The organism is Kitasatospora sp. NPDC058243 (assembly GCF_042882025.1).
Lineage (GTDB): Bacteria > Actinomycetota > Actinomycetes > Streptomycetales > Streptomycetaceae > Kitasatospora.
Window position 1 is genome coordinate 266,416 of sequence record NZ_JBHVWW010000001.1, and the last position, 20,221, is coordinate 286,636.

The 20,221-nt window shown below is 71.4% G+C and carries 14 protein-coding genes; 7 read left to right on the forward strand and 7 right to left on the reverse strand.

The window, feature by feature from the left end:
- Positions 1-159: 159 nt before the first annotated feature.
- Both ACFVX9_RS01110 and ACFVX9_RS01115 read left to right on the forward strand, forming a co-directional pair.
- Positions 160-1,836, forward strand: coding sequence for an ABC transporter permease (locus ACFVX9_RS01110; RefSeq protein WP_380482971.1), 1,677 nt, complete (start codon positions 160-162; stop codon positions 1,834-1,836).
- 30 nt (positions 1,837-1,866) lie between these two features.
- Positions 1,867-3,231 carry a nitrate/sulfonate/bicarbonate ABC transporter ATP-binding protein gene (locus ACFVX9_RS01115; protein ID WP_380482973.1) on the forward strand — a complete coding sequence of 455 codons (1,365 nt, stop codon included), beginning with the start codon at positions 1,867-1,869 and terminating at the stop codon, positions 3,229-3,231.
- Between the two features lie 174 nt (positions 3,232-3,405).
- Here the strand turns inward: ACFVX9_RS01115 and ACFVX9_RS01120 are convergent, their stop codons facing one another.
- Positions 3,406-5,712 carry an LPXTG cell wall anchor domain-containing protein gene (locus tag ACFVX9_RS01120; protein WP_387979763.1) on the reverse strand — a complete coding sequence of 769 codons (2,307 nt, stop codon included), beginning with the start codon at positions 5,710-5,712 and terminating at the stop codon, positions 3,406-3,408.
- A gap of 209 nt (positions 5,713-5,921) precedes the next feature.
- Positions 5,922-6,551 (reverse strand): TetR/AcrR family transcriptional regulator, encoded by a 630-nt coding sequence (locus tag ACFVX9_RS01125; protein WP_380482977.1) that lies wholly within the window; start codon positions 6,549-6,551, stop codon positions 5,922-5,924.
- Positions 6,552-6,835: 284 nt separating this feature from the next.
- On the opposite strand from ACFVX9_RS01125, the gene ACFVX9_RS01130 reads away from it, so the two are divergent.
- From ACFVX9_RS01130 to ACFVX9_RS01150, 5 genes are all read left to right on the forward strand, one after another.
- A complete protein-coding gene (locus ACFVX9_RS01130; RefSeq protein WP_387979915.1) occupies positions 6,836-7,711 on the forward strand; it encodes an APC family permease in 876 nt (291 codons plus the stop codon).
- Between the two features lie 151 nt (positions 7,712-7,862).
- A complete protein-coding gene (locus ACFVX9_RS01135; RefSeq protein WP_380482979.1) occupies positions 7,863-9,599 on the forward strand; it encodes an amidase in 1,737 nt (578 codons plus the stop codon).
- A gap of 421 nt (positions 9,600-10,020) precedes the next feature.
- Entirely contained in the window at positions 10,021-11,190 is a 1,170-nt protein-coding gene (locus tag ACFVX9_RS01140; protein ID WP_387979765.1) for a PLP-dependent cysteine synthase family protein, read from the forward strand.
- 253 nt (positions 11,191-11,443) lie between these two features.
- Positions 11,444-11,815, forward strand: a complete 372-nt coding sequence (locus tag ACFVX9_RS01145) for a CU044_2847 family protein (RefSeq protein ID WP_380369261.1) — start codon at positions 11,444-11,446, stop codon at positions 11,813-11,815.
- The gene (locus ACFVX9_RS01150; RefSeq protein WP_387979767.1) at positions 11,815-16,125 is read left to right on the forward strand and encodes a trypsin-like peptidase domain-containing protein; all 4,311 of its coding nucleotides are present in this window, start codon (positions 11,815-11,817) and stop codon (positions 16,123-16,125) included. The genes ACFVX9_RS01145 and ACFVX9_RS01150 overlap by 1 nt, the downstream gene beginning before the upstream one ends.
- Positions 16,126-16,260: 135 nt before the next feature.
- On the opposite strand, the gene ACFVX9_RS01155 is transcribed toward ACFVX9_RS01150, so the two are convergent.
- From ACFVX9_RS01155 to ACFVX9_RS01175, 5 genes are all read right to left on the reverse strand, one after another.
- Complete coding sequence (locus ACFVX9_RS01155; RefSeq protein ID WP_387979769.1) at positions 16,261-17,367, reverse strand: hypothetical protein; 1,107 nt, start codon at positions 17,365-17,367, stop codon at positions 16,261-16,263.
- A gap of 201 nt (positions 17,368-17,568) precedes the next feature.
- A complete protein-coding gene (locus ACFVX9_RS01160; RefSeq protein WP_387979771.1) occupies positions 17,569-17,922 on the reverse strand; it encodes a hypothetical protein in 354 nt (117 codons plus the stop codon).
- 204 nt (positions 17,923-18,126) lie between these two features.
- The gene (locus tag ACFVX9_RS01165) at positions 18,127-18,693 is read right to left on the reverse strand and encodes a Uma2 family endonuclease (RefSeq protein ID WP_063352015.1); all 567 of its coding nucleotides are present in this window, start codon (positions 18,691-18,693) and stop codon (positions 18,127-18,129) included.
- 141 nt (positions 18,694-18,834) lie between these two features.
- A complete protein-coding gene (locus tag ACFVX9_RS01170) occupies positions 18,835-19,653 on the reverse strand; it encodes a maleylpyruvate isomerase family mycothiol-dependent enzyme (protein ID WP_387979773.1) in 819 nt (272 codons plus the stop codon).
- 139 nt (positions 19,654-19,792) lie between these two features.
- A complete protein-coding gene (locus ACFVX9_RS01175) occupies positions 19,793-20,146 on the reverse strand; it encodes an antibiotic biosynthesis monooxygenase family protein (RefSeq protein ID WP_380334514.1) in 354 nt (117 codons plus the stop codon).
- Positions 20,147-20,221: the final 75 nt, after the last annotated feature.

Genomic DNA, 20,221 nt, shown 5'->3' on the forward strand with positions numbered 1-20,221 from the left:
GGTGCATGTTCGCGTGTCGCTCGGCGGGGACTCGTCCGGAGTTTCCCGGGCATGGTTTCCTGGCCGAGGCAGCGAGCCGACGGCGACACGGGAGGCCAGGTGGCGGGTCCGGGCGGGTTCCCCTCGCGGGGGGTGTGGCGGCGGCCGGCATTCCGGTGGGTGGACGTGCTGGTGGTCGTGGCACTGGTCGCGTTCCTGTACGGCCTGCTGCGGCTCGCCCCGTCGCTGAACGCGCCGTTCCTGCCCAGCACGGCTCCTGACACGGTGTCGACGGACCCGGCGAACCTGCCGTACTACGCGGTGCGCTCGCTGGTACGGATGTTCGCGGCGCTGGTGGCGTCGGTGGTGTTCACCTTCGTGTACGCCACCGCCGCGGCGCGGCTCCGGCGGGCGGACAAAGTGCTGCTGCCAGTGCTGGACATCCTGCAGTCCGTGCCGGTGCTGGGCTTCCTGTCGGTGACGGTGACCGCGTTCATCGCCCTGTTCCCCGGTTCGATCCTGGGCCTGGAGTGCGCCTCGATCTTCGCGATCTTCACCGCGATGGCCTGGAACATGACCTTCGCCTTCTACTACTCCCTCGTCTCCCAGCCCAAGGAGCTGGACGAGGCCGCGCGGGTGATGCGGCTGACGAAGTGGCAGCGGTTCTGGCAGCTCGACGTGCCCTCCGGGATGATCCCGCTGGTGTGGAACGGCATGATGAGCTTCGGCGGCGCCTGGTTCTTCCTCGCCGCCTCCGAGACCATCAGCGTCCTCAACCACCGCTACGCGCTGCCCGGCATGGGGTCCTACGCCGCGGCGGCCATCGCCGCCGGCGACCTGGGTCAGGTCGGCATCGCGATCGCCGTGATGGTGGTCATGGTGATGGGCGTGAACGTGCTGTTCTGGCGGCCCATGGTCGCGTGGTCGGAGCGGTTCCGGGTGGAGGAGTCGGAAGCCGCCGAGCGCCCCCGCAGTCTGGTGCTCGATCTGTTGCGCCGCTCGAGCGTCCCCGAACGGCTCGGCCGCCCGTTGCTGCCGATCGGCCGCGCGCTGGAGCGGGCGAGCCGGCCGTTCGGGCTGGCCGAGCACCCGATCGGCGGGTCGGCGGCGCGCGAGCGGACGGGGGACGTGTTCTTCGCCGGTGCGGTCAGCGTGCTGGTGCTCTTCGGGGCGTGGAAGGCGTTCGCCTACGTCAGATCCACCGTGGGGCTCGCGGAGTTCGGACACGCGCTGGCCCTGGGAGCGGCGACCTTCAGCCGGGTGATCGTCCTGATCGCGTTCGCGACGGTGGTGTGGGTGCCGATCGGCGTGTGGATCGGCATGAACCCGCGGGTGACCCGCTTCGCCCAGCCCGTGGTGCAGGTCCTGGCGAGCTTCCCGGCGAACTTCGTCTTCCCGTTCGCCACCGCCGCGTTCGTCGCGCTGGGCATCTCGCTGAACGTCGGCGCGATCCTGCTGATGGCGCTGGGCGCGCAGTGGTACATCCTGTTCAACGTGATCGCCGGCGCCTCGGCCATCCCCACCGACCTGCGCGAGGCGATGACCACCTTCCACGTCGGCGGGAGACTGAAGTGGCGCACCTTCATCCTGCCCGCGATCTTCCCCTCCTACGTCACCGGCGGGATCACGGCGGCCGGCGGAGCGTGGAACGCCTCCATCGTCGCGGAGGTCGTGACCTACGGCTCCCACACGCTGACCGCCACCGGCCTCGGCTCCTACATCACCCAGGCCACCGCCACCGGGGACTTCCCGAAGATCCTGGTCGGCATCGTGGTGATGAGCCTGTACGTCGTCGCCCTCAACCGGCTGTTCTGGCGCCGCCTCTACCGCATCGCCGAGACCCGCTACTCCCTCTGACCTTTCGTACCAGCGAGCGAGGCAGGACCCGTGACCACCGACCACCCGCGCACCCCCGGCCCCCGCCCGACCGGCGCCACGATCGTGCGGGCCGAGCGGGTGACCAAGACGTTCACCACCCCCGACGGCCGGGAGCTGCCTGTCCTGGACGACATCGGCTTCCACCTGGCGGAGGGCGAGATCGTCGCGCTGCTGGGCAAGTCCGGCTCCGGCAAGTCGACCCTGCTGCGGTGCATCGCCGGGCTGATCGCCCCGTCCTCGGGCACCGTCGCCTACCGGGGCGAGCCGCTGACCGGTGCCAACCCGGGTGTGTCGATGGTCTTCCAGTCCTTCGCCCTGCTGCCCTGGCTCACCGTGCAGCAGAACGTCGAACTGGGCCTGCACGCCCAGGGCGTCGGTGAACAGGAGCGGCGCGAGCGGGCGCTGAAGGCGATCGACCTGATCGGTCTGGACGGCTTCGAGTCCGCCTACCCCAAGGAACTGTCCGGTGGCATGCGCCAGCGCGTCGGCTTCGCCCGCGCCCTGGTCGTCGAACCGGACGCGCTGCTGATGGACGAGCCGTTCTCCGCTCTGGACGTGCTGACCGCCGAGAACCTGCGCAACGAGCTGGTCGGCCTGTGGGAAGGGCATGAGGCGCCGGTCAAGTCGATCCTGATCGTCACCCACAACATCGAGGAAGCCGTCCTGCTGGCCGACCGCATCCTGGTGCTGGCCGCCAACCCCGGCCGCATCCAGGCCGAACTGCGCGTCGACCTGCCCCGCCCCCGCAACCGCCAGGACCCGCACTTCGAATCCATCGTCGACACCGTCTACGGCATCCTCACCGGCCGGGAGGATGCTGCCGTCGCCGCGGTAGAGCCTGCGACGACCGGTGGTGCCGAGCGGCCCGCCCCGACCCCGACCAGCACGCCGCTGCCGGAGGTCAGCGTCGGCGGGCTGGCGGGCCTGCTGGAAATCCTCGTCGCCCGCGGCGGCGAGGACGGCCTGGCGGAGATCGCCGACGAACTCAACTTCGAGATCGACGACCTGCTACCCCTGGTCGACGCCGCCGAGCTGCTCGACCTCGCGCGCACGGAGGGCCCCCGCATCCGCGTCACCGACGCCGGCCGCGAGTTCGCCGCCGCCGACATCCTCACCAGCAAGCAGCTCTTCGCCCACCACGCCGCCAGCCGCGCCCCGCTCGTGCGGGCCATCGTCCAGGCCCTGGCCGCCACCGACGGTCACACCTTGCGCGAAGGGTTGTTCCTCGACCTGCTGCGGCGCGGTTTCTCCGCCGAGGACGCGCGCCGCCAGCTGGACACCGCCATCGACTGGGGCCGCTACGCCGAGCTGTTCGACTACGACTCCGGCGACGGCGAACTCACTCTGGACCCCGGCGCGCAGGACGCCCTGTAGGCGGGGTGCGTGTCTCAGTCCTTCCGGTGGGCCGCCGCGTCGGCGAGCAGGCTCGGCCGGCCCTTCACTCCCCGGTCCGTCCGGCGCCGTCCGGCAGTACGAGGCCGCACCCACGCGGGGGGCGTGGGTGCGGCCGTGGGGTCGTGCGGCTACGGGGCTCAGCGGGTGCGGGGCTCAGCGGGTGCGGCGGCTCCTCAGCAGCAGGAGCGCGCCCGCCGCGACGGTGCCGAGCGCGGCGAAGCCGACGAAGGGCAGGACCCGGCCCATGTTGCTGCCCGTATCAGGGAGTTGGCCGCCGTGTCCGGGCGGAGGGGTGTGGGTCGGGATCGAGCTGGGCGCCGGGCTGGGGCTGGTGGTCGGGCCGGGGCTCGGCGAGGACGTCGGGCTCGGGCTGGGACTCGGGCTCGGCACGGTCACCGGCACCTCGGCGCGGCAGTGCGCGTCGGTGGAGCCGGGGCGGCAGTTGTTCCCGAAGGTGTCGGAGGAGACGGTGTTGCGCAGGACCGCGTCTGCGGCCAGCGGGGAGCGCACGGTGACGGAGTAGTTGATGGTCGCGGTGGCGCCGACGGGCAGGTCCCCGCTCCAGGTCAGCGTGGTCCCGACGGACTGGACCTGCCCGCGGTCGGCAGTGGCGTCGTTGTTGTACGCGGCGGAGTTCAGCACGCCCGACAGGTCGTCGGTGAGGGTGACCCCGGGGGCGTCCGTCTGGCTGGTGTTGGTGACCTGGATCCGGTAGTGGACGGTGTCACCGGGCTTGGCCGTGCCGGGGTCGGCCGTCTTGGTGATGGTGTAGGCGGGTACCGCGGCGACGGTGTTGCGGACGGTGTTGCTGGTGCGCTCCTGGGCCCGCTGGGTCTGGCTGCCCTGGAAGTGGAGGGTGGCGGTGTCGTCGAGGTGGGTGCCGACGGCGGCCGAGGCGTCGACGGTGACCTGGAAGGCGACGTCGGCCTCGGCGCCCGGGGGCAGGTCGGGGACGGTGCAGGTGACGGTCTGTCCGCTGGCCCGGCAGGCGGGGTTGGAGGCGGGGACGAAGGTGGTGCCGGCCGGGATCGTGTCGGTCACGGTGACGTCGGTCGCGGTGTCGAGGTCCGTGCTGCTGCCGTCCTGGCGGCGGTTGGTCACCGCGAAGGTGTAGGTGATGGTCTCGCCGGGGCCGACCAGACCGGGCGGGTTGTCGTCGGGGCTGCCGGGCGGGGTGTTGGCCTTGGTGATCCGCAGGTCGGGTTCGAGGGCGTCGAGGGCGAGCCAGGCCGCCTGCGGTTCCAGGGCGTCGCCGGCGCCGCTGATCCGGACCAGGGCCTGCTCGCTGCCGGCCGGGATCTTGCCGGTCACGTCGATCATCCGGGCGTCGTAGCCGTAGTTGTTGATCGGGTCGGGGTCGCGGGTGGTGATGTTGGTCCCGGTGCCGTCCGCGGCGACGTGGTCGATCCGGCTGGTGAACGCGTTGTCGGTGCCGACCCCGTTGGGGCCGGGCATCGGCAGGAGGGTCAGGTTCTCCGGCGTGGAGCCGACGGCCAGGGTGTCCCCGGCGATCGGCGCGTCGCCGTCGCCGACGGTGATCCCCATGGTGGCGCGCGGGGCCGTGGTGGCGGGGGTGCGGATGCCGCCGAGCGTCAGCGTGGTCGAGTTGTCCGGGTCGCGCAGCAGCTGGTAGCCGTCCCAGACCTGGAGGTAGCGCAGCGGCTCGGCCTGGTCCTCGTACGCGACGACGAGTGACCAGCCGCCCCAGCAACCCACGTTGTTGCCACCGTAGTTCTGCGCGGAGGAGCGTCCGCTGCACGCCTGGATGTCGGCGACGGTGTAGCTGCCGGGGCCGGCCGCCTTGACCTCGGCGGTCACGTCCTTGACCGCCCCGCCGGCCAGCAGCGGCTCGGGCGGGTTCCCGCCGACTTTCTGGTCGAACCAGTCGTAGGTGTCGGCGGTCACCTGCTGGTAGCCGCTCGCGCCCGGGACCTTCCAGAAGACCTGGTTGCCCTTGTTGATGTCCCCGGAGGTGCCGTTGGTGCTGGTCCCGGTCGGGTTGAACTGCCAGTACAGGCGGGCGGAGAGGACGTTCGCCCCGGCCGGCAGCAGCAGTTGCGCGGAGGCGGCGTTGGGGCCCGGCGCGTTCGGGTCGACCTTGATGAACTTGGTCCGCCCGTTGTTCGAGCCCTCGGTGTCCGAGCAGACCGTGCCGTCGCTGTCGTCGCAGGTCAGCACCGAGTTGGAGGCCATCGTGAGGTTGCCGTGCGCCAGCAGGTCGACCACCGGGCCCGGGCCGATCGGACGCTGAGTGCCGGCTCCCCGTGGCTTGGGCTCAGCCGCCTTGGCTGCTTTGGTCTCCGGTTCCGCAACCGACTGGGCGTGACCGGGCCTCGGTGTCCCCGCGGAGGCGGCCGGGGCCGGAACGGTCAGCGCGGCAGCGCCCGCACCGAGCACCACCGCCAGCAGCGCGGACAGGACGTGCGGCGGGCGCGGCCGCAACCGTCGGACAGATGACACGGGAACCTCGATGTCGGCAGACGGCACGGACAGCAGGACCACGTACCTGCGCCGGCCCGAATCCAAGCCTGACGGGTGGTTTCTTCACCTGCCCGGCGCAGCACCAGTGGCCGCAACGCCCGGGGTGTGGTCGCTGTGGCGAAGTCGGGCTTGCCCGGCGATCGGGAGCCTCACTCCCCTCCCGGGGGACGCGACGACCCGCCCCGGCCCTACGGTGTCCGACGCTCCACGCCGTCGAGCAACAGACCGAGCCCCAGCTCGAACCCGCGGTCGTCGAGGCCCGTAGCACCACCGCCGCGGGCGAAGGAGCCGTCCAGGGCGTCCGCGAGCGCCGGGTACTCCGGCCGGTATGCGGCCGGTGCCCGGGTGAAGCCGGCCGTGAAGGTCTCCATCGCGGAGCCGAGTACCAGGTAGTCCAGCGCGGCGGCGACCTCCGCCGCGTCCGCGGGGCCGAGACCGGCCCGGCCGAGGAGGGCGAGCAGCGCGTCGTAGCCGCGCAGCGCGCTGGCTGCTTCGACGCGGCGGCGGGCGAGCAGGGCGATGGCGTTCGGGTGCCTCAGGAAGACCGCGCGGTAGCCGCGCGCGTACGCCGCGAGGCCGGCCCGCCAGTCGGGATCGCCCAGCGGCGTGTGGTCGATCTCGTCGTTGACCAGCTCGGAGACCGTGTCGACCAGCGCGTCCTTGCTCTGGATGTGGTTGTAGAGCGAGGCCGCCTTGACCCCGAGCCGCTCCGCCAGTGCTCGCATGGTCAGGCCGTCGGGGCCGTCCTCGTCCACCACCTGGAGCGCGGCGAGCGCGATCCGCTCGCGGGTCAGCAGTGCCTTGGTAGGTCGGCCCACCGAAAATTCCCCTCTTCCGCTCTCCGTGTCCGGGGGCTATCGTGCCAGACCGACAGCAGTTGCTAACAAAGTTAGTTTTATCTGGAGGGCGCAGCCCGTGGCCGAGAACACCCCGACCGATGCCGACCGGCTGGCCGCGCTCGGCTACCAGCAGGAGCTGCGGCGCAGCCTGAGCGTGCTCGGAAACATCTCCATGGGCTTCGCCGTCGCCTCCCCGGTCGTGGGGCTTCTTCCGGCAGCACGGCTTCTCCCTGCTCACCGACTTCCTGAACGCGCCGAAGGGGCTGGGCATCAGCGACACCGGCGCCCTGCTCGCCGCCGTGGCCGTCGCCGGCTGGGCCTTCATGGGCTTCGACGCCTGTGTGTCGACCGCCGAGGAGACCAAGGACGCCGCTCGACAGGTCCCCAAGGCGATGTGGTGGTCGCTGCTCAGCGTCGGACTCGTCGTCATCCTCAACGCGGTCTCCGTCGAGCTCGCCCACCCCGACCCCGCCGCCGTCGTCGCGGCCAAGGACCTCGACCCGGTCACCACCGCCGTCACCCACGCCTTCGGCGGCTGGGCCGAGAAGCCCTTCGTCCTCGTCGTCCTGATCAGCTTCACCGCCTGCCTGATGGCCTCCCAGGGCGGCGCCGCCCGCGGCCTCTACTCCCTCGCCCGCGACGACGTCTTCCCGTTCTCCCGCCACGTCCGCAAGGTCAACCGGCACAAGGCGCCGATCGGCGGCCTCGTCGCGGCCACGGTGGTCAGCTGCGCCGCACTGGTGCTCGGCCTGAACACCTCGGCCATCGGCAGCCTGATCACCTTCGGCAGCGCCGCCATCTTCGTGCCGTTCTTCCTGCTCGCCCTCGTCGCCCTCATCGCCCGCCTGCGCGGCACCTGGAAGCCCGCCGGCGCGGTCGGCTACGGACGCCTCGGCACCCCGCTCAACGTCCTCGCGGTGCTGTGGACCGGCTTCGAACTGGTCAACATATGCTGGCCGCGCACCATCCTCGCCCCGGCCGGAGCACCCTGGTACCAGATCTGGGCGGCACCGCTCGGCGTCGGCACCGTCACCCTCGCCGGCCTCGCCTACCTGCTCGCGCGCCGCCCCGACCGCCGCATGGCCGACACCGACCAGGAGCACCCGCACACCGACGAACTCGCCCCCGCCGTCCTGTAGCCGGCGCCGACCCGGCCGACACCGCTCGGCCGACACGTGCGAAGCTGCGTCCCCACCCCCGGGCGGGGCCAAGTCCCACCAGCGGCCCAGCGCCGCACCTTCGAGGCCGAACGCCTCGGACCGTTCAACCGAAAACCCTGGAGGCACCCGCATGACACGCGCATTCGACGTCGTCGAGACAGATATCGCCGACCTGCGCGCGGCGTTGGAGAAGGGCGAGACCACCGCGGTCGGCCTGCTCGACGCCTACCTCGCCCGGATCGACGCCTACGACCGACCCGGCACCGCCACCGCGCTCAACGCGATGGTCGTGATGAACCCGCACGCCCGCTCCGAGGCCGAAGCCTCCGACGCCCGCCGCGCGCGCGGCGAGACCCTCGGTCCCCTCGACGGCATCCCCTACACCGCCAAGGACAGCTACCTCGCCGAGGGCCTCACCGCCGCCGCCGGCTCACCGGCCTTCGAGCACCTCGTCGCCCAGCGCGACGCCTTCGCCATCGAGCGCCTGCGCGCCGGCGGGGCCGTGCTCATCGGCCTGACCAACATGCCGCCGATGGCCAACGGCGGCATGCAGCGCGGCGTGTACGGCCGCGCGGAGAGCCCGTACAGCGCCGACTGGCTGACCAGCGCCTACGGCTCCGGCTCCTCCAACGGCTCCGGCACCGCCACGGCCGCCTCGTTCGGCGCCTTCGGCCTCGGCGAGGAGACCTGGTCCTCGGGCCGGGCCCCCGCCTCCAACAACGCGCTGTGCGCCTACACGCCGAGCCGCGGCGTGATCTCGGTGCGCGGCAACTGGCCGCTCGTACCGACCATGGACGTCGTCGTCCCCCACACCCGCACCATGGCCGACCTGTTCGAACTGCTCGACGTCATCGTCGCCGACGACCCGGACACCCGCGGCGACCTGTGGCGCGCACAGCCCTGGATCCCGCTGCCCGCACCGTCCCAGGTCCGTCCGGCCTCGTACCCGGCGCTGGCCCCCGCGGACGCGGCAGCGGCGCGCGCAACGCTCGCCGGCCGGCGCGTCGGCGTCCCCCGGATGTACATCAACGCCGACCCCGACGCTGGCACCAACCCCGACGGCGGCATCGGCGGCCAGACCGGGCAGCCGATCGACACGCGCGCCTCGGTGATCGCCCTGTGGCAGGCCGCCCGCCGCGACCTGGAGGCCGCCGGCGCCGAGGTCGTCGAGGTCGAGTTCCCCGTGGTGACCAACTACGAGTCCGACCGCCCCGGCGCGCCCTCCCTCCTCACCCGAGGCCTCGTCAGCCGCGACTTCCTCACCCACGAGATCCTCGACCTCTCCGCCTGGGCCTGGGACGACTTCCTGCGCGCCAACGCGGACCCCGCACTGGCGACCCTCGCCGACGTCGACAGCGCACTCATCTGGCCCAAGCATCCCGGCGAACTGCCGGACCGCTACGCCGGCTTCGACGACGTGATCGCCGACTACCCGCGGCTGGTGCGCGACCGCCCCTACGCGTCGATCACCGAGATCCCGCACCTCGAGCAGGGACTGCGCGGGCTCGAGGAGACCCGCCGGATCGACCTGGAGACGTGGATGGACGAACTCGGCCTGCACGCCGTGGTCTTCCCCGCCGTCGCCGACGTCGGCCCTGCGGACATGGACGTGAACGAGTCCTCCGCGGACCTCGGCTGGCGCAACGGCGTCTGGGTCGCCAACGGCAACCTCGTCCCCCGCCACCTCGGCATCCCGACGGTCACCGTCCCCATGGGCACCATGGCGGACACCGGCATGCCCGTCGGGCTGACCTTCGCCGGGCGCTCCTACGACGACAACACCCTGCTCCAGCTCGCCGCCGCCTTCGAGACGACCGGGCAACGCCGCACGGAACCGCCGCGCACCCCGCGCCTTCCGGTCGGCTGACGGACAGCCAGGACAAAGGGATCGCGGGTTCCCAATGCCCCCCGCGACTTCACACAACGAAGAGGCCGCTTCCACCAGAAGGTGGAGGCGGCCTTTCCGGCCTTTGCACGCTTGCCGAACTCCGCACCGCACGCAGGGAGCCGTCCCTGACGGTACGTCAGAAATGTGATGCCGATGTGCCGGTGTACCGACCACCACCCGGAGAGGCGCCTGGTCCTGGTCCCAGCCGTGGGCGGCCGGCCCCCTCGGCCCGGAGCTGCTCCTCCAGCTCACGGGCGGGCCGCGCACGTTGCGCTGTCGCGACGAATAGTGCGTGTCGCAAGCACCGCGTTTCCACCAGGGGCCTTCGCGCCTCCCATGCTGGGGCGGATGCCGCCCCGCGTGGGCGGGTGGAGCTCGATGAGCTGGACGGAGACTGCTGATGAGTGTGATGGAACGCGTGGACGAGAGGGTCCTGGCGGTGGAGGGGGACGACGAGTCGGACGTCTACCCGGACGACCGGGAGTGGGTGAACGCCTGCATCCAGCGCATCCGCGGCGAACTCGCGCCCAAGGAGACGGCGGTGAACGAGATTCCGCTGCCCCCGCAGCTCAACGGGTTGAAGCTGTACATCAAGCGAGAGGCCGACCAGCCGTCCGGTAGCCACAAGCACCGGCTCGCGGCGGCGCTGCTCACCCACGCGCTGGCCAGCGGTTGGCTGGCGAAGGGCCGCCCCGTGGTGGAGGCGTCCAGCGGCTCGACGGCCATCTCCGAGGCGTGGTACTGCCAAAGGCTCGGCATCGACTTCTACGCGGTCGTGCCGAAGAGCACGGCCCCGGAGAAGCAGAAGCTGATCGAGCAGTACGGCGGCACCGTGGTCCCGGTGGCGGGTGACATCGTCGAGTACGCCCGCCGGGTGGCGAAGCGCTATGACGGCCACTTCATGGACCAGTTCACGTACGCGGAGCGGTCCTACGACTGGCGTGGCGACCACAGTCTCGCGGCGGAACTGCTGAAGGGCCTGCCGGACCTGGACTGGTTCGCCATGGGCGCGGGCACCGGCGGCACGACGACCTCGGTGGCCCGGTACGCCCGGTACACCGGCAAGAAGCTCCGGGTGTGCGTGCCCGACCCGGAGCACTCCGCGTACTTCGACGGCTGGTACTGGCAGGACCCCACGGTGACCGACCAGGGCTCGCACATCGAGGGAATCGGCCGGCCCAGGGTCGAGGCCTCGTTCGTACCGACCACGGTCAACCGCATGATCCGCGTCGCCGACGCGGCGTCGGTCGCCACCATGCGCTACCTCTCCGACCGGACGGAGTTGGGCATCCACGCCGGGCCCTCGACCGGAACCGGCGTGTTCGCCGCGATCCGGATCCTGCTCGGCATGAACGAGGGCACCCAACTCGGAAGCGTCGCCACCGTGATGTGCGACCCGGGCGACCGCTACACGAACGAGTACTACAACGACGCCTGGCTGGCAACGCAGGGGATCGTCTACAAGCCCTGGTACACCACCATCAAGGACTTCTTCGAGAACGGCGTCTGGGCCCCGCCCACCTCCGTTCCCCCCACGCCCCGCCCCACGACCGTCCTGTGGAACATTTGACGGCCCATGCGCCGACGAGCGGGCCCCGGAACGGCGGTGCAGCCGTTCCGGGGCCTGTTCACGGATTTCCGTCGCGATCGGGGCCGGCTCCCGGCACCAGCGGGACCGCCGCGCGGACCGCCGGCGACGGGAAGCCCGAGCTGACTGGCAGTCATGATTCCGGGACGCGGAGGCCGGTAGGCCTTTACGGTGAGCAGGCGACACCTCACAAGCGGTGTGCTGTTCGGGGACTTTGACCAGATCCGGGGGGATCATGGCGTACTTCGTGGAACTGCCCGTCGGCTCGGTGAGCGACGGGCAGGACGTGGTCCGGGTGGAGATCGAGCAGGTCGGGGAAGGGCTGGTGCAGGTCGCCCGGCCCGGACAGGTGGTGGCTCGGGCGACACGCTCGCTCGGGGACATGCTGGCCGGCGTGCGTCCGGTCGCGCAGAACTTCGTCGAGGGGTTCCGGGACCTGGCGCACGCCCCGGACGAGATCAGCATCGAGTTCGGCCTGTCCTTGTCGGCCGAGGCCGACGTGGTGATCTCCAGTACCGCCGCAGAGGCCAACTTCAAGGTCTCGCTCACCTGGAACCGGCAGACCACCGAGGCGTCGGCGCCTCCGGCGGCCTCGGACCCGGCCTAGTGTCCACGTCCCGCGCCGACGCCGTCGACGGGGCCGGGCCCGACGCACTGGCCTCCGCCGTCGTACGCATCCATGACCGTCGAGGCGTCCCGGTCGGCCTCGGCTTCCTGGTGACCGCCGATCGGATACTGACGTGTGCGCACGTGGTGTCCGCCGCGCTGGGCCTCCCTCCGGGAGCCGAGCCGGACGCCGACGCCCGCGTCGACATCGACCTCCCGCTGCTCACCGACCCGCTCACCGGCCCACTCACCGACCCGCCCGCCGCAGCTGACGGCACAGGCGGTACGCGCGTGCCCACGACCGTTGAACGGTGGGCGCCCGCCCACCCGCACGGCGCCGGGGACGTGGCCGTGCTGCACCTGTCCGCTCCGCTTCCGGGCGCCCGGCCGATCCGCATGGTGGAGTCCTCCGACGTCTGGGGACACACCGTGCGGGCGTACGGCCTGCCGAGCGGCCGCCCGGGCGGTGTCTGGCACTCCGGTGTCCTGAGGGCCCGGCAGGCCAACGGGTGGATCCAGGCCGACCTGGCCGCCAACGGCTACCGGGTCTCCCCCGGGTTCAGCGGCGGCCCGGTGTGGGACGAACAACTCGACGGTGTCGTCGGCATGATGGCGGTCGCGGAGACCGGAGATCCTCCATCCGGTTACCTCATCCCCGCCGAGGGCCTCGCCGCCGTGTGGCCGGAGCTTCGCGAACTGGCGCTGCCGCCGTCACCGTTCCGGAGTCTGCGCCCGCTTCAGGAATCCGACGCCCCGGTCTTCCACGGCCGTCGGGCGGAGACCGCCGAAGTCGCCGCTCTGGTCGCCCGGGAGCGGTGGACCACCCTCGTCGGCCCCTCCGGTTCGGGCAAGTCCTCCCTCGCGATGGCCGGCGTCATACCCCGCCTGCACTCCCAGGGCATGACCGCCGTGGTGATCCGGCCCAGCGCCGGCGCCACCCCGGTGTCCGCGCTCGCCGCCGCGCTGTCTCCGCTGCTGGAACCGGATCTGACCGAACTCGAACGCCTCGAACGCCTTCCGGCGCTCACCGGCCTGCTGCGCGCCCAGGGGCTCGGAGATCTCGCGGCCCTCCTGCTGTCCCGCCTCGGCACCGATCAACTGATCGTCGTGGTCGACCAGTTCGAGGAGATGCTCACCGGAACCGACCCGGCGGCCGTCGACGAGCTGGCGGCCGTGCTGTTCGGCCCGTCGCTCCCCCAGGCCGTGCACGTGCTCACCACGCTCCGGGCCGACTACCTGGAGACCGCGCTGGCTCATCCGAGCCTCGGCCGGGCCTGCAGCCGGCAGGTCTACGCGCTGGGGCCGATGACCGGTGACCAGCTCCGGGAGATCGTCACCGCACCGGTGGCGGCGATTCCGTCGGTTCGCTACGAGGCCCATCTGGTCGACCGCATCCTGACCGATGCGGGCGGTGAGGCGGGTGCCCTGCCGCTCCTCGGCTTCACCCTCGACCTGCTGTGGAAGCGTCAGGCGGCCGGGGTTCTCAGCCACCGTGCGTACGAGGAGATCGGTCATGTCAGCGGAGCTCTCGGAGAGTACGCCGAGCAGGCCTGGGACAGACATGTCTCCGCCGGGGAGGAGCCGGCCGCCCGCCGGCTCTTCACCCGCCTCGTCCGCGTCCCCCTCGGCGCACCCGGTGCCACCCGCCGGACCGTTCCCCGCCAGGAGCTCGCCGAGGACGAATGGCACATCGCCCAACGTCTGGCCGGCACCCGGCTCCTGGTCATCGATCACAGTGCCGAGGGCGTCGAGACCGTCGAACTGGCCCACGAGGCCCTGATCACCGCCTGGTCCCGGCTGCGCGACTGGGTCGGCGAGGACCGTGCGTTCTTGGAGTGGCGGGAATCCGTCCGGCACGACCGCCGGCGCTGGGACCACGCCGGCCAACCCGCCGACCTGCTCCCCACCGGGCCCACCCTCGCCACCGCCCGCACCTGGCAGCGCGAGCGCGGCGCCGAGCTGTCCGAGGCCGAACGCAGCTACCTCGAACTCGCGAGGAGGCACCACCGGGCCCGCGGCCGCCGGCGCCGCACCTTCCGGACCGCCCTCGTCGGGGTGATCACCGTCTCCCTCGCCCTGGGCGTCCTGTTCGCCACGGCCCGCCACGATGCCGCGGAGCGCCAGGCCGACTCCGACTCCCGCGCCCTCGTCCAGGCCTCCCAGGACGACATGGCCTACGACCCGGTCCGGGCCGTGATGATGGCCCTCGCCGCGTACCGGACGAAGCCCACGCCGGAGGCCCGGAACCAGCTGATGCGGCAGTACCTCCTCCGGGCCGGCGCGGACTCCCTGTTCTCGGGCATGTCCGGAACCGGCGGGACGTTCAGCACCAGCCGGGACGGTGACGTCGTCCTCTCCCGTGACGCCATGGCCCACGTCGTCCTGTTCGTCCGCGGCCGGGACGGCACCGTCCACAGCTGGCCGGTCCCGGCCCAGTACGCCTTCTACCTGATGGTCTCCCCGGACGGACGCCGAGCCGGATTCGTGGCCGACGACGGGACGGGAGGCTGGTTCGACGTCGACAAGGAGAGCACCGCGCCCATCGGCCAGGTGCACCAACTGCCCCGGGTGGACGGGGTGCTGCAGATCTCCGCGGCTCCTGCCGACGCGACCGCGATGTCACCCGACGGGCGCTACATCGCGGTTCCGACCCGCGACAGCCTGGTCTGGTGGGATCTGGACGCGGGGACGATCGCCGGCCGCGTTCCCGCACCTCAGAACATGGGAAGCGGGCTGTGGTTCGGCTCCGACGGGCATTCCCTGCTCGTGAAGACCAGCAACGGCAGTACCGGACTGGCCTCCGTGGACATGGCCGGCGGCGCCGCGCGGACCGTGGTGGTGCCTGCTGATCACCAGGGGATCCTGCCCTCCGGGGACCGGACCACCGTCGCCGTCGTCCAGACCCACGACCCCGGACAGGGCAGTGGCACGAAGAGCACCGTACGACTGATCCGGGTGTCCGACGGATCCGTGGTGGGGAAACCTTACGAAACCACGGAGACGATCGCCCCGGCGGCCGAACTGACCGCGGCGAGCGCCGACGGCCACCGGATCGTGATCAGCGAAGCCGCCAAACTGACGGTCCTGGACCTCGACCGGGGAAAAGCCGTCGCGTTGGTGGACGAACCGGGCCGCCTGTACGAGCACGCGTCCGTTCTCCTCTCCAGCGGCGGGAAGGAGTACCTCGCCGGTCAGGGACGGAGCTCCATCTCCTACACCGAGATCCCCGCGGGCGAGGAGGACACGGCCGCGGCCGACACCGTCCACCTCAGTCGGGACGGCAGAAAGCTCACCACCCGCCTGACGGGCGGCACCGACCTCGAACTCCGCGAGCCCGGGCTCGACCCCGGAAGGCTCCTGACCAGAACAGCCCTGCCACAGCCCGCCTGGAAGGGCAAAGGCGACCGCCTCATGTCCAACCGGGACGACACGCTCATCGCGCTCCGGGACGGCCCGAACACCGTCTCCGTCCGTGATGCCTCCACCCTGCGAGCGGTCGCCCGCATCACAGTGGCACCACCGCCCCAGGGCGACTCGGCAGCCGAGGACTTCAGCTACTTCTTCGACGGGGCCGACCGCCTGGTGACGGTCTCCGGCACCCGGATCCAGCAGTGGGAGGCCAGAACCGGCCTCCGGTCGGCGCAGTTCGACGCGGCCGCGTTCCACCCCCGGGCCGACAAGCCCGGCACGCCGCAGATGTACGTCGGCCCGTACTGGCAGGAGGGAAAGGTGACCGTGGTCGTGCACGACGACCCCGTGATCCGTGTCGTCGACATCGGCACCGGCCACACCGTCACGTCGCTGAACCCGGGCATCACCGACCTGATCGCGGCCCGGTTCGACGAGAGCGGCCGCTACCTGGCCGTTCTCCGCCGCAACAGCGTCATCGAACTGTGGCGGCTCGACCCCCTGCAGAGGGAAATCGGCCCCCTCCCCACCACCAGCACACCGGGCCAGAACTCGGCCATCACCCGCTTCGTCGACGCCCAAGGCCGTTTCATGATCGCGGCCGACAACGCCATCCGGATCTACCAGGTCGGCGGCCAACCTTCCGTCGACTCCTACGACTTCCGCAACGTGACCGACAACAGTCTGCAGGAGCCGCTCACGTTCCTGGACGCCACCAACGACGGAAAGACCCTCCTCATCCGCACCGAGAAGGACTACGTCCACCGGATCGTCCTCGACCCCGACGCCTGGCAGCGGAGCCTGTGCCGCATCATCGGCTACCGCTCCTTCACCGCCGATGAACGACGCACCCTGCCGGTCCGGGTACCCGACCGCCCCCTCTGCCCTCCCCCCAAGCCCTGAAGCTGCGGACGGCCCCGGAATCGACGCCGACTGCGCGGTGAACGCGCAGATCCGGGCTTCCACCCGCAACGGCTGGACGTGATCTCGCGCTTGTCGCCCTCCCGACCACCCGCGCCCTCCCGACCGCCCGCGCCCTCACTCCGGCTGCGGGCGGTGGTTGTGGAACAGGACGGTCCCCTCCACCAGCCCCTTCTCCACCACGGCCGGCGTGGCGCGCAGCCACTGGAGTGCCTCCGCACTGGTCGGGGTGTCGGCGACCAGCTTGTAGAAGGACAGGTAGCCCGCCACGCGTTCCAGGAGCACGCTGTTGGGGATCGGGATCGCCGCCCCGAAGGCGTCGAGGGGATCCCGGCCGGCGGCCCGGTAGCTGTCCATCGTGTGGAACTCGCCGGCGAGTCGGCTGCGCTCGGGCGTGAGCCGGTCCGGGGGGATCGTCTTCAGGATCGCGGAGAGTTTCCCCTGGCTCTTGCTGTAGCCGTCGCCCATGGCGAGTTTGAGCGCCGCGGCCGCCTCTTCGCCGAACGCGCGCAACTCGGTGGAGATCTTCCGCTGCGCCATCGTCTGCGGCTTCTCCTGGGACTTGAAACGACCGGTGACCGAGTCGAGCGCGTGCTGCATCTCATGGGTCACGGTCGCGGCGAATTCCCGCAGTTCGAGCGGTGAGGCCTGGTCCTTGGGCGGGGTGATCCGCAGCGCGCCGCCCTCTCCTTCGTTGCTGAGCGCGAACAACGCGCGCGCACCCCTGATGTCCGTCTGCTCGTCGATCTCGATGGTGATCGCAGACTCCTCCAAGGCCTTGAACAACTCCCGGTAGGGGACGCTGAATCCGTCACCTTCCTGCTCGCCGGACGCCTGTTGGAGCAGTTCCGCGAAACGGTCCGGCGAGAGGTGCTGCCGTGACCAGTCGGCCTTGGCGTAGGTGATGGCGCGCTGCACGACCGGCTCACCGGGACGGGCGGCCGGCGCGTCCCCCGTCCTCCTCTGGACGGGGGACCGCTGTACCGGTGCGCCCGCCCCGACGACGGCCTGCGGGTGACCGCACCCCGCACCGTGCTGGTGCCTGGACCGCTCGATCACCCGCGAGACCGCGGCGTTGCCGATGCCGCGCTGCAAGGCGAGGACCGTCTGCGCAGACACGCCCCCGAGGCTCAACCCCAGTCCGTCGGCCGCCGGATCGGCCTTGCGCGGCAGGTCGCGGCGCCGCTGCGGCTCCGACGGCTTGCCGGGGTCTTTCGCGTGCATGGGGAACCCCTCCGGAGGCGCGACAGGTGTTCCCTCCGGCATATCCGGCCGGACTGTCGCCGCGCAGCACAACGGACGATCGGGCACCGATCTGTGCTCCAAAGGGCACGCAACGGCCGGGGTACGCACCCGTGCTGTGCCCGGTGCGTCCCCGGCCCCGCCGGCGTGGTCAAGGAGGAGAACACGCCGGTGTCGAACGGATCAGCTGTTGCCGCCGCTGCTACCGCCGCCGTTGTTGCCGGTACCACCACCGTTGTTACCGCCGCCGTTGTTACCGCCGCCGTTGTTGCCGCCCCCGTTGTTGCCACCGCCGCCGGTGGTGGGAGGCGGCGAGAGCAGGTTGAGCAGGTCGCCCAGAAGGTTGGGCTTGTAGATGTACGTGTTGCCGCAGTTGTTCGAGAAGCCCGCGTCCTGGCCGACCACGCATGCGATGCCGACGTCTCCGCCACGCCTGTCCGTGCCGCCATGGCCGCCGGAGCCGGCGACGGCCCAGCTCGCGTCCGCAAGAACGAGAGCACTGGCAGCAGCTGCAACGACAGCGAATTTCTTGATCATCTCTCCACCTCTTGGTTGGTGACTTCGCTTCATGCTGCGGAATCCACGCATGCCACCACCGCACGGCAGGGCGGTTAAATCGTAAAACTCGATAATATTTCACCCAATTCACCCAGGGTTGACGGGCCGTCACCGCAGGGCAGTCGGCTCACCGGACCCCGATCAGGCTACGAAGCCGACCCACCGCCCGGCCGACTCCCCGACTCAGAAACCCGCCGTGTCGAGTTCAAGGCTCAGCGGAGGCGGTAGCTGCAGGGGGGTGCCGAAGGGGTGCGGTCCTTCCACCCGGGTGTAGCCGAGCCGGCCCGGCTGGGAGAGCAGCGTGCAGGTGCGTTCCTGCCGGTCGACCAGGAGGTACACGGGCGCGCCGAACTGCGAGTAGCGCCGGCGCTTGGCGGTCCTGTCGGTTTCACCGTTCGACGGTGATGTCACTTCGACGACGAGCACGGTCTGGTCCGGGAGGAGCGCTCCCTCCGTCTTCGCCAGCTCGGCGGGCACGACGGCCAGGTCCGGCACATAGAAGTTCTCCGTGCCGGGCAGGTCGAGGTTCCCGGAGCCGGCACGGAGGTCGAGCTCGCGCATGCGAGGGCCGATCTGCTCACGGATCAGGTCGACAGCACTCTCGTGGGCCCAGGACGGTGACACCGGGGTGATGACTCCCTCTACGATCTCGACACGGTCACCCGCAATATGCCGAATTGCATACTTCAGGGCCTGCTCCGGATTCGGCACCTGGCTGTAGTCACCTGGGCCGGCGTGCGCTGTACTCACGTGCTGCTCTCCTGTCCGGGATCTCAACCCGCAGAACGGACCAGTGACAGTCTGACGTGTCCGCCCCTGGGCGCCACGACATGACGTCACGATGCGCCGGCGTGACACCGGCGGCGGCCGACGCCCGGCCGGCGGGCGGGTTCAGGGGGCCGCGAACAGCCGGGGGAAGCCCGGGGCCAGCCAAGGCCGGCGGCCCCAGGCGAGCACCTTGCCCCGGGCGAGGGCGCCGGTGGCGGTGTAGCGGCCCAGCGCGATGAGGAAGAACGCCACCGGGCCGGTGAGGATCGTGCAGTCCGGGCGGCGCGGCGGCTCCTGGCTCACCACGGCGGCACCGTCCGTGAAGGTCACCGCGAACCCGCCCAGGCCGCGCACCCGAAGCCGGTAGCAGGCGCTGTGGCCGGCCGCGGCGCGCGGGTCCAGCACCCGTGGCATCGCCATCCGCAGGAAGGGCATCGTCAGCCCGACGCGGTGCCGGTCGATCGGGTGCGGCCGCCCGAGCGCGACGGCGATGTCGTAGAGGTGGCCCAGCATGTGGGTCAGCAGGTAGGCGCCGAGGGTGTCCAGGTCCATCGGGCCGAGCGGGGTCAGCACCGGCTCGGTGCCGCCGCGCGCGCCGGCCGCTGCCGTGAACTCCCTTGCCTGCCGGGCGATCTCCCCGGCGAGCACGGTCAGGTCCCGCTCCGGCCGCCTGGCCAGCGAGGCCTCGTTCGCGGCGGCCAGCGAACCCGGAGTGCCGTCCCCGTACGGCCGTTCCTCGCCGGCGGCCAGTGCGGCCATCAGCTCGTTGGCCATCGCCAGGTGGGCGGCGGCCTCGCCGACCGTCCACTCGGCGCCGGGTATCGGGGTGTCGCCGCGGCCGCCGGCGAGCAGGGCGACGGCCTCGTCGCCGACGGCGGTGACGGCTTCGAAAAGCGCGGTGCGCGCGGCACCGGAGACGTGCTCGGGGAGCGGGAGGGTCATGCTGGTGAAGACTGGCCGACCCCCGCACCGCTGTCCAGACCCGCGACACGGTTCGGTCCGGCCCCTGACCATCGCGGCCCGCCTGGACGACGAGAGCCGGTCAGCCCGCTATCGGGCCCCGCGGACCCTGGAAACCGCCCTACGCTCGGCTGAAGCCGTGGCTGCGCTCCACCTTCGCCACGTGCAGCGTGTAGTTCTGGTACCACTCGGCCTGCCCGCGCTTCTGCGCCGCGCGGTGCTCGACGTTGCTCCGCCACTCCGTGAGGGCGTCGGCGTCGCGGAAGTACCCGACAGTGATGCCCAGGCCGCCGGGAGTCTGGGCGTGGTCCATCCCCAGGTATCCGGGGACGTCCTTCACCAGGTCTTCCATGCGTGCGCTGGTCTCGCTGTAACCGCTCTGGTCCTGGGTCCGCACTGTCGTGAAGACGGCCAGGTAGTAGGGGGGTTCATAGGCCTCGACGGGCACGACAGGTGCTTCGGGGTGATCGCTCATGGCGCCACCGTAAGGCGGGACGCGCCGAATGATCCAGTTCTTTCCTGAACAGCTGATGCGCCTTGCGTCCTCGTC

What these genes read in the sequence shown, in the direction of transcription:
- ACFVX9_RS01135 (WP_380482979.1), top strand. Translation starts at nt 7,863, where the DNA reads ATGACACGCGCATTCGACGTCGTCGAGACAGATATCGCCGACCTGCGC.
- ACFVX9_RS01140 (WP_387979765.1), top strand. Translation starts at nt 10,021, where the DNA reads ATGAGTGTGATGGAACGCGTGGACGAGAGGGTCCTGGCGGTGGAGGGG.
- ACFVX9_RS01145 (WP_380369261.1), top strand. Translation starts at nt 11,444, where the DNA reads ATGGCGTACTTCGTGGAACTGCCCGTCGGCTCGGTGAGCGACGGGCAG.
- ACFVX9_RS01155 (WP_387979769.1), bottom strand. Translation starts at nt 17,367, where the DNA reads ATGCACGCGAAAGACCCCGGCAAGCCGTCGGAGCCGCAGCGGCGCCGC.
- ACFVX9_RS01160 (WP_387979771.1), bottom strand. Translation starts at nt 17,922, where the DNA reads ATGATCAAGAAATTCGCTGTCGTTGCAGCTGCTGCCAGTGCTCTCGTT.
- ACFVX9_RS01170 (WP_387979773.1), bottom strand. Translation starts at nt 19,653, where the DNA reads ATGACCCTCCCGCTCCCCGAGCACGTCTCCGGTGCCGCGCGCACCGCG.
- ACFVX9_RS01175 (WP_380334514.1), bottom strand. Translation starts at nt 20,146, where the DNA reads ATGAGCGATCACCCCGAAGCACCTGTCGTGCCCGTCGAGGCCTATGAA.